The sequence below is a fragment of the Amycolatopsis sp. cmx-11-12 genome (assembly GCF_046269425.1).
Taxonomy (GTDB): domain Bacteria; phylum Actinomycetota; class Actinomycetes; order Mycobacteriales; family Pseudonocardiaceae; genus Amycolatopsis.
In genome coordinates, this window is record NZ_JADNQM010000002.1 from 224,512 (window position 1) to 236,305 (window position 11,794).

Genomic DNA, 11,794 nt, shown 5'->3' on the forward strand with positions numbered 1-11,794 from the left:
GAATCATCCTGCGATCCTCACCGTGACGTCGGTTCCCCAGATCGCGAAACCGATGAAGAAGTTCATGATGGACACCGTGACGATGCTCAGCCGGACCGCCTTACCGACAGCCACGCCGACACCGGCGGGGCCACCGGAGGCCCGGTATCCGAAATAGCAATGGGACAGGATGATCAAGACGCTGAACAACAGCACCTTGATGAACGAATACAACACATCCTGTGGTGGTAGGAACAGGTCGAAGTAATGGTCGTAGGTACCCGCTGACTGGTTGTAGATATAGATAACGACCAGCCTGGACGCCAGATACGAACTCAGCAGGCCGATCACGTACAGCGGGATGACCGCGACGAAACCGGCGATGATCCGCGTGGTCACCAGGTACGGCAGGCTCGGGACGCCCATGACCTCGAGCGCGTCGATCTCCTCCGAGATCCGCATCGCGCCGAGCTGGGCGGTGAACCCGGCGCCGACCGTCGCCGACAGCGCGAGGCCCGCGACCAGCGGCGCGATCTCACGGGTGTTGAAGAAAGCGGTCAGGAAGCCGGTGAAGGCCGAGGTGCCGATCGAGTTCAGCGCCGAGTAGCCCTGCAGGCCGACGAGCACACCGGTGAACAGGGTCAGGCCGACCATCACGCCGACCGTGCCGCCGATGACGGCGAGCGAACCGGAGCCGAAGCTCACCTCGGCGAGAAGTCGCAGGACTTCCTTGGTGTAGCGGCGAAGTGTTCGCGGTATCCACAGCAACGCGCGGCCGTAGAACGACATCTGGTCGCCGAGCTGATCCAGTGTCTGCAGTGGACGGTTGGCGACCCGCTTGGCGCCCTGGAGGAAGGTCATGCGTCAGTCCAGCTTTCCGGGCACGATCTGCAGGTAGATCAGCGTGATCACGAAGTTCACCACGAACAGCATGAGGAACGTGATGACGACCGCTTGGTTCACCGCGTCCCCGACGCCCTTCGGGCCGCCGGACGGGTTCAGTCCCCGGTAGGAGGCGACGACCGCGGCGATGAAGCCGAAGATCAGCGCCTTCAGCTCGCCGACCCAGAGGTCCGGCAGCTGGGCCAGTGCGGAGAAGCTCGCCAGGTACGCGCCCGGCGTCCCGCCCTGGAGGACGACGTTGAAGAAGTAACCGCCGAGCACGCCGATGACGCTGACCATGCCGTTCAGCAGGAGCGCCACCAGCATCATCGCGAGCACACGCGGCACGATCAGCCGCTGCACCGCGGAGACGCCGAGCACCTCCATGGCGTCGATCTCTTCACGGATCGTCCGCGCGCCGATGTCCGCGCAGACCGCGCTACCGCCGGCGCCCGCGACCAGCAGCGCGGTGACCAGTGGACTGGCCTGCTGCACGGTGGCGAGCACCGACCCGGCGCCCGTGTAGGACTGGGCGCCGAGCTGGCGGGCGAGCGAACCGAACTGGAGCGAGATGACCGCGCCGAACGGGATCGCGACGAGCGCCGTCGGCAGGATCGTGACGCTGGCGATGAACCAGGCCTGCTGGATGAACTCCCGCAGCTGGAACGGGCGCTGGAAGATGCCACGAACGATGTCGAGGCCGAGAGCGAACAGGTTCCCGGTCTCGCGCAACATGCCGATCCCGGGAATCTTCGCCGATGAAGCGGGAGAGCTCACGCGCCACCTGACCCCGGATCATGTGGCCGCATGCGGTGGTTGCCCGGTCTCCCCGGATGCGGGATGTGGGCGACCTGGTCGTCGGGCAGCTGCCCCTGGTGGTGGTTCGGCATCGAACCGTCGCTCTGCGGTCCGCGGTGTCCGGCGGCGGCGAGCCGCTGCGGGCGGACGCCGTAGCGCTGCTGCTCCTCCGGGGAAAGCGACTCGATGATGCTCTGCTGCGCCTCGTGCGGGAGACCCGACAGGATCTGCATGACGCGGTCCTTGCGGCGGATCGCGCCCATCCGCGTCGGCACGCCGGGCGTGGGCTGCATCTGCGGCGGCACCCCGCTGACGTCCTCGACACCACCCGCGTGGTGACCGGCCTCGAACATCGCGCGCTCGGCGGCGAGCTGGGCCGAGTCCTTCTCCTCGCTCATGCCGATGGGGCCGTCCATCTTGCCGTTGAGGAACTGCTTGACGACCGGCTCCTCGCTGGTCAGCAGCACCTCGCGCGGCCCGAACATGACCAGTTCCTTGCGGAACAGCATGCCGAGGTTGTCCGGGACGGTGCGGGCGAGGTTGATGTTGTGCGTGACGATCAGGAACGTCGCGTCGATCTGCGCGTTGACGTCGAGAAAGAGCTGGGAGATGTAGGTGGTGCGGACCGGGTCGAGGCCGGAGTCCGGCTCGTCGACCAGGATGATCTGCGGGTCGAGCACCAGGGCGCGGGCGAGACCGGCGCGCTTGCGCATACCGCCGGAGATCTCGCCGGGCAGCTTCTTGTCGGCGCCGTTGAGACCGGTCATCTCAAGCTTCTCGAGGACGATCCGGCGGACCTCGGTCTCCGACTTCTTCGTGTGCTCGCGCAAGGGGAACGCCACGTTGTCGTAGAGGTTCATCGACCCGAACAGCGCGCCGTCCTGGAAGAGGACGCCGAAGAGCTTGCGCACCTCGTAGAGCTGGTGTTCGGAGCACGTCACGATGTCGACGCCGTTGATCATGCAACGGCCGCGGTCCGGCTTGAGCAGACCGATCATCGACTTCAAGAAGACGGACTTACCGGTTCCGGACGGACCGAGCATCGCCGACACCTCGCCCGGAGGCAGGGTCAACGTGACGTCCCGCCAGATGGCCTGCTTACCGAAGGACTTAGAAAGACCTTCGATGACCACCTCGGCACCCATCGCACCTCCAGGAGCTGTTCCGCGTCGTCGCGCACTGCCGTCCCGTGCCACTGGCTCGGGAGAACGCATGCGTCCGCGCAGCGATACCCGCGTCAACCAGGTGCAACGAGCTGAGTGCGAACAGGTTACTCACGAGTTTTCTTTTCTGGCCAGACCCGCGGGTAACTTTTCGCGCAGCCCGCTACCGGCCCGTGCACCGCTTGCAGCACCGTAGTGCACGTCACCCCCACGCGCAGATCCACGACGGTCCCTTGCCCAGGTCGGCGCGCTGCCGCGTCGCGATTAGGGGGCTAAACGCACTTCGGGGCTCAGGTGCTTAGCGTGACGACGCGTCGCACTTAGCCCGCGAAAGTCGAAGCGGGCAGGGGGCCGGAGACAGCGAAGGGGCGGGCATCCGTGGTGGATGCCCGCCCCTTCGACGGTGCTGCGGTAGGCGCTGACGCGCCCGAGATCACTTGATGGCGATCTTGGCGCCCGCGGCCTCGAGCTTCTCCTTGGCGGCCTCGGCGGCCTCCTTGTCGACCTTCTCCAGGAGGGCCTTGGGAGCGGCCTCGACCAGCTCCTTGGCCTCCTTCAGGCCCAGGCCCGAGACGACCTCACGGACGACCTTGATGACCTGGATCTTCTTCTCACCAGCGGACTCGAGGACGACGTCGAACTCGTCCTGCTCCTCGGCGGCCGGGGCGGCAGCGGCACCCGGGGCGGCGGCGACAACGGCAGCCGGGGCGGCCGCGGTGACGTCGAAGGTGGTCTCGAATTCCTTCACGAACTCGGACAGCTCAAGAAGGGTGAGCTCCTTGAAGGCGTCGATCAGCTCGGTGGTGCTCAGCTTCGCCATGGTGGCTTTCCTCTCTGAAACGAACTAAAAGTTCGGGGTGGGGGGTTGTTCAGCTCTCGGCGGGTGCTTCGGCTGCTTCGGTACCGGCGTTGCGCTGCTTGTCCTCCAGCGCGGCAGCCAGGCGAGCGACCTGGGACGCCGGCGCCTGGAACAGCGCGGCGGCCTGGGACAGCTTCGCCTTGAACGCGCCCGCCGCCTTGGCGAGCAGGACCTCACGGCTGTCGAGATCGGCGATCCTGTTGATCTCGTCCACGGACAGCGTCTTGCCGTCCATGAAGCCGCCCTTGATCACAAGCGCGTTGTTGTCCTTCGCGAAGTCGCGAAGCGCCTTCGCGGCGTCAACAGCTTCACCTTCGACGAAGGCGATGGCGGTCGGGCCGACGAACAGGTCTTCAAGGCCCTCGATGCCGGCGTCCGTGGCGGCACGCTTGACGAGGGTGTTCTTCGCGACCCGGTACTTGGCACTGGTGCCGAGAGCGCGGCGCAGCTGGGACAGCTGGGACACGGAGAGGCCGGTGTACTGGGTAACGACTGTGGCCGAGCTGCTGCGGAAGCTCTCCGCGATCTCGGCGACGGCCGCCTCCTTGTCGGGCTTCGCCATGGTCGCCTCCTCTCTTGGCTAGTGGTCCACTGGCCTTGAGAGCCCCTGAAACGACGAAACGCCCCAGCGCAGACAGGCGCGGGGCGTCAGGGCTAGCGACGGTGAACGTCGCTAGCGAGCCTCGTTCCTCCTGCGCGGGTCGCCCGCCCTAGCGGGGCCTTCGTTCTCCAGGCCAGATGACCAGGAGAAGACCAGCGGTCTTCGGTAGAACCTTGACAAGAGTACGCGACCCTCTCCCGGCCTCCGCACGGGACCCCCGGATCGCGTTTAGCGGGCTAAACGCGACCGGCGGAGTGCGCCGGGGGTCTCGCGAGGCATCATGGTGACGTGGCGGAGCAGCGTGATGACGGAAAGCCGGACAGTGAGCCCGGCACGGACATCGAGCCCAAGGCGGGAGGTCAGCCCGCGCCCCAGTTGAACGAGGAGCAACTGCGCCAGTTCCAGCAGTTTCAGCAGTTCCAGGACTATCTGAAGTTCACCGAGGCGCAGCAGCAGGGCCTCGTGCCGACCCAGCCCGCGCAACCCGTGACCCAGCACTACGGACAGCCGCCGACGCCTCCGGGACCGCCTCCCGGCGAGCTCGTCCCGGCCCCACGGCCGCGCGTGCCGCGCTGGCTGCGACGCCTGGGCGGGAAGCTCCTGGCCTGGGTGATCGTGATCGTGCTGATCTGCGTCGGGGCCACCATCGCCTATCGGCAGATCTTCCCCAGCGACGCCGGGCAGGACACGGCCACGTTCGTTCAGGGCGGCGGCGGCAAGCACCACACCAACCAGGTGCTTTCGACCAATCCCTGGGAAGCCGTGCGGGCCATCTACGACACGATCGGCAAGCCGTACCCGCCTGCCACCCGGGTCGAGAAGGTCTGCCTGTCGATGAGCGAACAGGCGCAGGCCGAGTTCGCCCGGAACCTCGGTTACCCGGACTGCGCCACCGCTGTTCCGGCATTGAACGCCAAGGTCACCGACATCACGCCGTACATCTACGCGGTGCGCCCGATGTCGAGTGTGGTCCCGCGGCAGAACCTGACGATCCACTCCTGCTGGTACAGCATCCGCGGAGGCCCCCTGCTGGGCAGCTTCACCCTTCAGGAAGTCGAGATGGGCCAGTGGCTGATCACCGGGCACGCGAACTCCCCCGACCCCTGCCCGGCTCCCCCCACCGGCAACTGACCTGGGTCTCGTCCACCCCAGATCGCGATTAGGGGGCTAAACGCAAGTGCCCGCCGGATCGCGATTAGGGGGCTAAAGTCGCCGCCGGTCAGAGGTCGTGCGAGGTCAGGAAGCCGGTCAGCGCGGAACCGAAGGCGGGGTTCGTGACGGCGGTCAGGTGATCGCCGGGGACGCGGACGAGCCGGGCACCGGCGATGGCGGCGGCCAGGCGTTCGGGTTCGGCGGCCAGCGGGTCGGTGTCGCCGGCGAGGACCAGGGTCGGGACGGCGATGGCCGTCAGGTCCAGTTTCGGGTTCGCGGTCCCGCGTGCGGCGGCGGCCAGCGCGACGCGGTCCGCGCGCAGAGCGTCGGCCAGGACTCGGAAAGGCGCCGAAGACCGCGGAAGCGTCGAGGGATCCTCCGTCAGCAGAGCCTCGCTGATCGCCGCCGGCGTGACCACCCGCGTGTCCACACCCCCGAAGTCGACGATCCCCGAGCCGACCCCGCCGATCGCGAGGCATCGGATCCGCGGGTCGGTGGCCACCGCGCCGAGCGCGATCATCGCGCCCATCGAGTAGCCCACCATCGACACCTCGTCGAGGCCCAGCGTGTCGAGCAGTGCGGACACGTCGCGGACCATCGCGTCGTCGCCGTAGCTCGCCTCGTCGTGCGGTTTCGCCGACCGTCCGTGCCCACGAGCGTCGAGGCTGATCACGGTCAGTCCCGCCTGCCGGAGCGTGGCGACGACGCCGGCGGCGATCCAGTTGGCGTTCGTGTCGGCGGCGAAGCCGTGCTGAAGGAGCACCGGACGTCCTTCGCCCTCCCACACGGTGTAGCTCAGCTGGAGCCCGTCGAACGACGCGAAGGTAGGCATGCCCTCCAGCAAACACGAAGAAGGGGCGGCCCCGCCGTAGCGGGACCGCCCCTTTCTCAGTGATGTCTAACTCAGACTCACGCTTCCTCGGAAAGGAGGTTGCGGGTCCGGGCCGGGTCGACCGGGACACCCGGGCCCATCGTCGTGGAGATCGTGACCTTCTTCAGGTAGCGACCCTTGGCCGACGACGGCTTGGCGCGGAGGATCTCGTCCAGCGCGGCCGCGTAGTTCTCCACCAGCTTCTCGGTGTCGAACGACGCCTTGCCGATCACGAAGTGCAGGTTGGCCTGCTTGTCGACGCGGAAGTTGATCTTACCGCCCTTGATGTCCGTCACGGCCTTCGCGACCGCGGGGGTCACGGTGCCGGTCTTCGGGTTCGGCATCAGGCCACGCGGGCCGAGGATTCGGGCGATACGGCCGACCTTGGCCATCTGGTCCGGCGTCGCGATCGCGGCGTCGAAGTCGAGCCAGCCACCCTGGATGCGCTCGATCAGTTCGTCGGTACCGACCACGTCCGCGCCGGCGGCCTCGGCCTCGGCGGCCTTGTCACCGACGGCGAAAACGATGACGCGAGCGGTCTTACCGGTGCCGTGCGGCAGGTTCACGGTGCCGCGGACCATCTGGTCGGCCTTACGAGGGTCGACACCGAGGCGCATGGCGACCTCGACGGTGGCGTCCATCTTCGTCTTGGAGGTCTCCTTGGCCAGCTTCGCGGCCTCGAGCGGGGCGTACAGCCGCTCGCGGTCCACCAGCTCGAGGGCCTGACGGTAGGCCTTGCTGTGCTTGGTCATGCTTCTGTCCTTAGCTCTTCAAACGGATCAGTGTGGTGCGTGAGCCAGCACTGGCTCTCCCACGTGGTGCTGAAAAACAGCGTCAGTCGACGACCGTGATGCCCATGGAGCGGGCGGTGCCGGCGATGATCTTCGCGGCCTGGTCGACGTCGTGCGCGTTCAGGTCGGATTCCTTGGTCTTCGCGATGTCGCGGACCTGGTCCCAGGTGACCTTGGCGACCTTGGTCTTGTGCGGCTCGCCGGAGCCCTTCTCCACGCCCGCGGCCTTCAGCAGCAGCTTCGCGGCCGGCGGCGTCTTGAGCTTGAAGTCGAACGAGCGGTCTTCGTACACGGAGATCTCGACCGGGACGACGTCCCCGCGCTGCGACTCGGTCGCGGCGTTGTAGGCCTTGCAGAACTCCATGATGTTGACGCCGTGCTGACCCAGCGCGGGGCCGACCGGCGGCGCGGGGTTGGCCGCACCCGCCTTGATCTGCAGCTTGATGATCGCCGCAAGCTTCTTCTTCTTGGGTGGCATTTCGTTGGTTCCTTCTTACTGACTTGAGTCCCCCGCACACCTGCCAGTACGCGGGGACTGCCGGCCGTCTGGCGGCCGTCAGATCTTGGAGACCTGGTTGAACGACAGTTCGACCGGGGTCTCCCGGCCGAAGATCGACACCAGGACCTTCAGCTTCTGCCCGTCCACGTTGACCTCGGAGATCGTCGCGGGCAGCGTCGCGAACGGGCCGTCCATGACGGTGACCGACTCGCCGATCTCGAAGTCGACCTCGACCGCGGGGCCGCCAAGCTGCGACTCCGACGCGGCGGCCTCGCCCTTACCGGACTTGGTGGGCGCGGCGGCCTCGACCTTGGGCGCGAGGAACTTCAGCACCTCTTCGACCGTCAGCGGCGAGGGACGCGACGTGGCACCGACGAACCCGGTGACACCCGGCGTGTTGCGCACCGCGCTCCACGAGGCGTCGTTCAGGTCCATCCGGACCAGGATGTAGCCGGGCAGCACCTTGCGCTGCACCTGCTTGCGCTGGCCGTTCTTGATCTCGGTGACCTCTTCGGTCGGCACCTCGATCTGGAAGATGTAGTCCTCGACGTCCAGCGTCTGGGTACGGGTCTCGAGGTTGGTCTTCACCTTGTTCTCGTAACCCGCGTACGAGTGCACGACGTACCACTCGCCGGGAGCGGCGTTGAGTTCCGCGCGCAGCTTCTCGACCGGGTCGACGTTCTCGTCGGGCTCGGGCTCGGCGGCGTTGTCGTCGGCTGCGTTGTCGTCGGTCTCGACGGACGCCTCTTCGGCCTCCGCGACATCTCCGGCTTCGTCGACCTCGTCGCCTGCGGCGGGCACCTCGACGGAGTCCAGGTGCTCGGACGTCTCGTCACCGAGTGCCGCGTGCACCTGCTCGTCGGAAAGCTCGGTCAGCTCATGACCGGCTGCTGTGCCGTTGTCGGAGGTCACGTTCCGTCCTCTCAGTTGATCGGTTGCCGTGGCGCAGGAGGCCACCGTGCGGTGCCGCTCAGGCCCCGCGACCGGCTGCCTCAGCTGCCGAAGACGGCACCGACGACCTCTTTGAAGGCCAGGTCGAGGCCGCTCACCAGCGCCACCATGAACACCACGAAGACCAGCACCACCGCGGTGTAGGTGACCATCTGCTTGCGGTTCGGCCAGATGACCTTACGCAGCTCGGCCCAGACCTCGCGGATGAAGCGCATCAGCCGGGCGAAGATCGACGCCTGCTTCGGCTTGCGGTCGCGCTTCGGGGTCGCCGTGCCCTTGGCGTCCTTGGATTTCTCGGTCTTGTCCCCGGCCTTCGCCTTGCCGGCGGGGCGGGTCTTGTCGTCCGACTTGGCGTCGGCCTTCCCGGACGGGCGCGCGGACGCACGGCGCTCACGCCGGGCAGCGGCGGTCACCGGGCGGGACTGTTCGTCGGGCTTCTGCCCGGCGTCGTCCTTCGCCTTATCACCGCTGGCGTCGCTGTCGCTCACGACCACTCCTCCGCCTTCACCAGTTCGCTTACGCAGGGGTGACAGGACTTGAACCTGCAACCTGCGGTTTTGGAGACCGCTGCTCTGCCAATTGAGCTACACCCCTTTGGAACCCCGATGCTCTGGGGCTCCCGAGGACGCATTCCATCGTCCCCACCGCCGTGGCGGGGATGACCGTAGTGCGTTCCGAGACCAGAAGTCTACGGCAACCCCCGAACAGCTTCGCAACCGCGCCCCTCAAAGGCGGCGCGGAGCAGCCTTCCGTGAGGAAACTCCCCCACGGCCGACACCATGATCGTGCCACGATGTCGCCATGAGCGCTCCCGCACCCTCGCCTTCGCCGGCTTCCCGCGTCTCCGCCCGCATCGGCGGCATCACGCCGTCGGCAACGCTGGCCGTCGACGCGAAGGCCCGGGAGCTCAAGGCGCAGGGCCGTCCGGTGATCGGGTTCGGCGCCGGGCAGCCGGACTTCCCCACCCCGGCCAACGTGCTCGAAGCCGCCGAAGCAGCCGTCCGGGACAGGGTGAACCACGGCTACACCGCCGCGGGCGGGCTGCCGGAGCTGCGCGAGGCGATCACCGCGAAGACGGCCCGCGACTCCGGGTTCGAGGTGGACCCGAGCCGGATCCTGGTGACCAACGGCGGCAAGCAAGCGGTCTATTCCGCGTTCGCCACGCTGCTCGACCCCGGCGACGAGGTGTTGCTGCCCGCGCCGTACTGGACGACCTACCCGGAGTCGATCGCCCTCGCCGGCGGCGTCGGAGTGCAGGTCACGGCGGACGAGACGACGGACTACCTGGTCACGGTCGAGCAGCTCGAAGCCGCCAGGACGCCGCGGACGAAGGTGCTGCTGTTCGTCTCGCCGTCGAACCCGACGGGCGCGGTGTACCCGCGCGAGCAGGTCGAGGCGATCGGTCGCTGGGCCTACGAGAACGGCCTCTGGGTCATCACCGACGAGATCTACGAGCACCTGGTCTACGACGGCGCCGAAGCGCCTTCGATGCCCGTCGTGGTCCCGGAACTCGCCGATCGGACGGTCGTCCTCAACGGGGTCGCGAAGACGTACTCGATGACCGGCTGGCGGGTGGGCTGGCTGCTCGGCCCGCAGGACGTGGTCAAGGCGGCGACGGCGTACCAGTCGCACCTGTGCGGCAACGTTTCGAACGTCGCGCAGCGGGCCGCGCTGGCGGCGGTGAGCGGTCCGCTCGACGCCGTTTTCGCGATGCGCGAAGCGTTCGATTCCCGGCGCAAGACCGCGCTTTCGCTGCTTTCCGAGATCCCGGGTGTCGAAACTCCGGTGCCGCTCGGCGCCTTCTACGTTTACCCGTCGATGAAAGCCTTGCTGGGCAAGGAGATCCGCGGTGAGCGACCGGCCGACACGGTGGCGCTGGCCGATCTGATCCTGCGCGAGGCCGAGGTCGCCGTGGTGCCCGGCGAAGCGTTCGGGACACCCGGGTACTTCCGGATTTCCTATGCGCTGGCCGAAAACGATCTCGCCGAGGGGATCACCAGGATGGGTCGTCTGCTCGCGGAAGCGCGGTGACCGTGATGCGTCTGGGAATCGCTCTTCCGCAGTACGGGCCTCTCGCGACGATGGGCGCCGTCGCCGGTTTCGCCACGGCCGCCGAGGAACTCGGGTATGCGTCGTTGTGGGTCGGAGATCGGGTGCTCGCCCCGGTTTCGCCGTCGGACTTCTATCCCGGCGGCACGCCGGAACGGCCCTACCCGCCCGAATTCGTCACCTTCGCCGATCCGCTGATCCTGCTGACGGTGGCCGCGAGCGTCACGACGAAGGTCCGGCTCGGCACCAGCACGCTGACCGGAACGGTGTATCCGGCCGTGGTGCTCGCCCGAATGCTCACTTCACTGGATCAGGTGAGCGGTGGCCGCCTGGACGTCGGACTGGGCACCGGTTGGCTTCGCGACGAGTACACCGCGACAGGTACGCCGTGGAAGGCCCGCGGCAAGCAACTGGAGGAGCTTCTCGACGTCCTTCGGGAGTTCTGGACCGGCGACCCGGTCGAGCACAGCGGCGAACGCTGGCAGATCCCGGCGTCGAAGGTGGGACTGCGGCCGTCGCAGAGCCCGCATCCGCCGGTGTTGCTGGGCGGATTATCCGAGGCGGCGCTGGACCGCGTCGGCAGGCGCGCGGACGGCTGGCTGCCTGCCGGGCTGCCCGCGCCCTACCTCGCGAAGCTCTGGGAAACCGTGGTGAGCGCGGCCGAGAAGGCGGGCCGCGACCCTGGCGCGCTGCGGCGGGTACTGCGGATCAATCCCAAACCGGGCACCGATCTCAAGGACGTCGCGGCGCAGCTGGAGGCGGCCGCCGAAACCGGGATCGCCGAGGCCTTCGTCGACCCGCACTACCTCGCGCGGGACGTCACGCACGCCCTCGATCTCGCCGCCGAGCTGCGCGGTCTCGTCCCGAGCTGAGGGCCCCTCCCCCGGCGGGGAAGAGGCCCTCAGTGGTCAGGATTCGCCGTCGGCGAGCTGAACGAGTGCGTGGGCCTTCGCGGCGTACTTCCAGTTGCCGAGGTCCCGGACGGTCTTGATCTTGAATTCCGCGAGGAGTTCGTCGTGCTTCTTGGTCAGGCCTTCGAGCGCGGACGGCGGCGCGTCCAGTAGCTCGTTGATGCCCTTGTCCTCCCACGCCTTGTCGACCAGCTTGTTCAAGTTCAGGCTCACGTCTTCGCCTTTCCTCGGGGCCAGGTACGCGACCCACCCTGAACGTGATCCACGTCTCAGGCAACCGGTGATCAC

Annotated in this window: 14 protein-coding genes and 1 tRNA gene; 3 read left to right on the top strand and 12 right to left on the bottom strand. The window is 67.6% G+C overall.

All coding sequences use genetic code 11. The features are described 5' to 3' along the window. Window positions 1-3: 3 nt before the first annotated feature. The 5 genes from ACLARN_RS03470 to rplJ form a co-directional block, all read right to left on the bottom strand. Complete coding sequence (locus ACLARN_RS03470) at window positions 4-840, bottom strand: MlaE family ABC transporter permease (protein WP_409489817.1); 837 nt, start codon at window positions 838-840, stop codon at window positions 4-6. A gap of 3 nt (window positions 841-843) precedes the next feature. Next, window positions 844-1,596 (bottom strand): MlaE family ABC transporter permease, encoded by a 753-nt coding sequence (locus ACLARN_RS03475; RefSeq protein WP_101612142.1) that lies wholly within the window; start codon window positions 1,594-1,596, stop codon window positions 844-846. 38 nt (window positions 1,597-1,634) lie between these two features. After that, window positions 1,635-2,804, bottom strand: coding sequence for an ABC transporter ATP-binding protein (locus tag ACLARN_RS03480; RefSeq protein ID WP_409489818.1), 1,170 nt, complete (start codon window positions 2,802-2,804; stop codon window positions 1,635-1,637). A 451-nt stretch (window positions 2,805-3,255) separates the two neighbouring features. After that, on the bottom strand, window positions 3,256-3,642 hold the full coding sequence (rplL, locus tag ACLARN_RS03485; RefSeq protein WP_409489819.1) for a 50S ribosomal protein L7/L12: 387 nt from the start codon (window positions 3,640-3,642) through the stop codon (window positions 3,256-3,258). A 49-nt stretch (window positions 3,643-3,691) separates the two neighbouring features. Then, window positions 3,692-4,243, bottom strand: coding sequence for a 50S ribosomal protein L10 (gene rplJ / locus ACLARN_RS03490; RefSeq protein WP_409489820.1), 552 nt, complete (start codon window positions 4,241-4,243; stop codon window positions 3,692-3,694). Window positions 4,244-4,570: 327 nt separating this feature from the next. Between rplJ and ACLARN_RS03495 the strand changes: the two genes are divergently transcribed. Continuing rightward, complete coding sequence (locus ACLARN_RS03495; RefSeq protein WP_409489821.1) at window positions 4,571-5,413, top strand: hypothetical protein; 843 nt, start codon at window positions 4,571-4,573, stop codon at window positions 5,411-5,413. Between the two features lie 88 nt (window positions 5,414-5,501). Here the strand turns inward: ACLARN_RS03495 and ACLARN_RS03500 are convergent, their stop codons facing one another. The 6 genes from ACLARN_RS03500 to ACLARN_RS03525 all read right to left on the bottom strand — a co-directional run bounded on the left by ACLARN_RS03500 (window position 5,502) and on the right by ACLARN_RS03525 (window position 9,140). After that, entirely contained in the window at window positions 5,502-6,266 is a 765-nt protein-coding gene (locus ACLARN_RS03500; RefSeq protein ID WP_409489822.1) for an alpha/beta fold hydrolase, read from the bottom strand. Between the two features lie 77 nt (window positions 6,267-6,343). Continuing rightward, window positions 6,344-7,057 (bottom strand): 50S ribosomal protein L1, encoded by a 714-nt coding sequence (gene rplA, locus ACLARN_RS03505; protein ID WP_409489823.1) that lies wholly within the window; start codon window positions 7,055-7,057, stop codon window positions 6,344-6,346. A gap of 82 nt (window positions 7,058-7,139) precedes the next feature. Next, window positions 7,140-7,574, bottom strand: coding sequence for a 50S ribosomal protein L11 (rplK, locus tag ACLARN_RS03510; RefSeq protein WP_076164368.1), 435 nt, complete (start codon window positions 7,572-7,574; stop codon window positions 7,140-7,142). A 78-nt stretch (window positions 7,575-7,652) separates the two neighbouring features. Beyond that, window positions 7,653-8,507: a transcription termination/antitermination protein NusG gene (gene nusG, locus ACLARN_RS03515; RefSeq protein WP_409489824.1), complete on the bottom strand. Its 855-nt coding sequence runs from the start codon at window positions 8,505-8,507 to the stop codon at window positions 7,653-7,655. A gap of 80 nt (window positions 8,508-8,587) precedes the next feature. Further along, window positions 8,588-9,040 carry a preprotein translocase subunit SecE gene (gene secE / locus ACLARN_RS03520; protein ID WP_409489825.1) on the bottom strand — a complete coding sequence of 151 codons (453 nt, stop codon included), beginning with the start codon at window positions 9,038-9,040 and terminating at the stop codon, window positions 8,588-8,590. A 27-nt stretch (window positions 9,041-9,067) separates the two neighbouring features. Beyond that, window positions 9,068-9,140, bottom strand: a tRNA-Trp gene (locus ACLARN_RS03525). A gap of 207 nt (window positions 9,141-9,347) precedes the next feature. Between ACLARN_RS03525 and ACLARN_RS03530 the strand changes: the two genes are divergently transcribed. After that, the gene (locus tag ACLARN_RS03530; RefSeq protein WP_409489826.1) at window positions 9,348-10,577 is read left to right on the top strand and encodes a pyridoxal phosphate-dependent aminotransferase; all 1,230 of its coding nucleotides are present in this window, start codon (window positions 9,348-9,350) and stop codon (window positions 10,575-10,577) included. Next, window positions 10,574-11,467 carry a TIGR03619 family F420-dependent LLM class oxidoreductase gene (locus ACLARN_RS03535; protein ID WP_409489827.1) on the top strand — a complete coding sequence of 298 codons (894 nt, stop codon included), beginning with the start codon at window positions 10,574-10,576 and terminating at the stop codon, window positions 11,465-11,467. Before ACLARN_RS03530 ends, ACLARN_RS03535 begins: the two co-directional genes overlap by 4 nt. A gap of 36 nt (window positions 11,468-11,503) precedes the next feature. Here ACLARN_RS03535 and ACLARN_RS03540 read toward each other — a convergent pair whose 3' ends face one another. Next, window positions 11,504-11,719 (bottom strand): hypothetical protein, encoded by a 216-nt coding sequence (locus ACLARN_RS03540; RefSeq protein WP_409489828.1) that lies wholly within the window; start codon window positions 11,717-11,719, stop codon window positions 11,504-11,506. Window positions 11,720-11,794 lie beyond the last annotated feature (75 nt).

Bases quoted from the DNA above. Each gene is read 5' to 3' on its own strand.
- ACLARN_RS03480 (WP_409489818.1), bottom strand. From the start codon at position 2,804: ATGGGTGCCGAGGTGGTCATCGAAGGTCTTTCTAAGTCCTTCGGTAAG.
- ACLARN_RS03500 (WP_409489822.1), bottom strand. From the start codon at position 6,266: ATGCCTACCTTCGCGTCGTTCGACGGGCTCCAGCTGAGCTACACCGTG.
- ACLARN_RS03470 (WP_409489817.1), bottom strand. From the start codon at position 840: ATGACCTTCCTCCAGGGCGCCAAGCGGGTCGCCAACCGTCCACTGCAG.
- rplJ (WP_409489820.1), bottom strand. From the start codon at position 4,243: ATGGCGAAGCCCGACAAGGAGGCGGCCGTCGCCGAGATCGCGGAGAGC.
- ACLARN_RS03475 (WP_101612142.1), bottom strand. From the start codon at position 1,596: ATGTTGCGCGAGACCGGGAACCTGTTCGCTCTCGGCCTCGACATCGTT.
- rplL (WP_409489819.1), bottom strand. From the start codon at position 3,642: ATGGCGAAGCTGAGCACCACCGAGCTGATCGACGCCTTCAAGGAGCTC.
- ACLARN_RS03530 (WP_409489826.1), top strand. From the start codon at position 9,348: ATGAGCGCTCCCGCACCCTCGCCTTCGCCGGCTTCCCGCGTCTCCGCC.
- rplA (WP_409489823.1), bottom strand. From the start codon at position 7,057: ATGACCAAGCACAGCAAGGCCTACCGTCAGGCCCTCGAGCTGGTGGAC.
- rplK (WP_076164368.1), bottom strand. From the start codon at position 7,574: ATGCCACCCAAGAAGAAGAAGCTTGCGGCGATCATCAAGCTGCAGATC.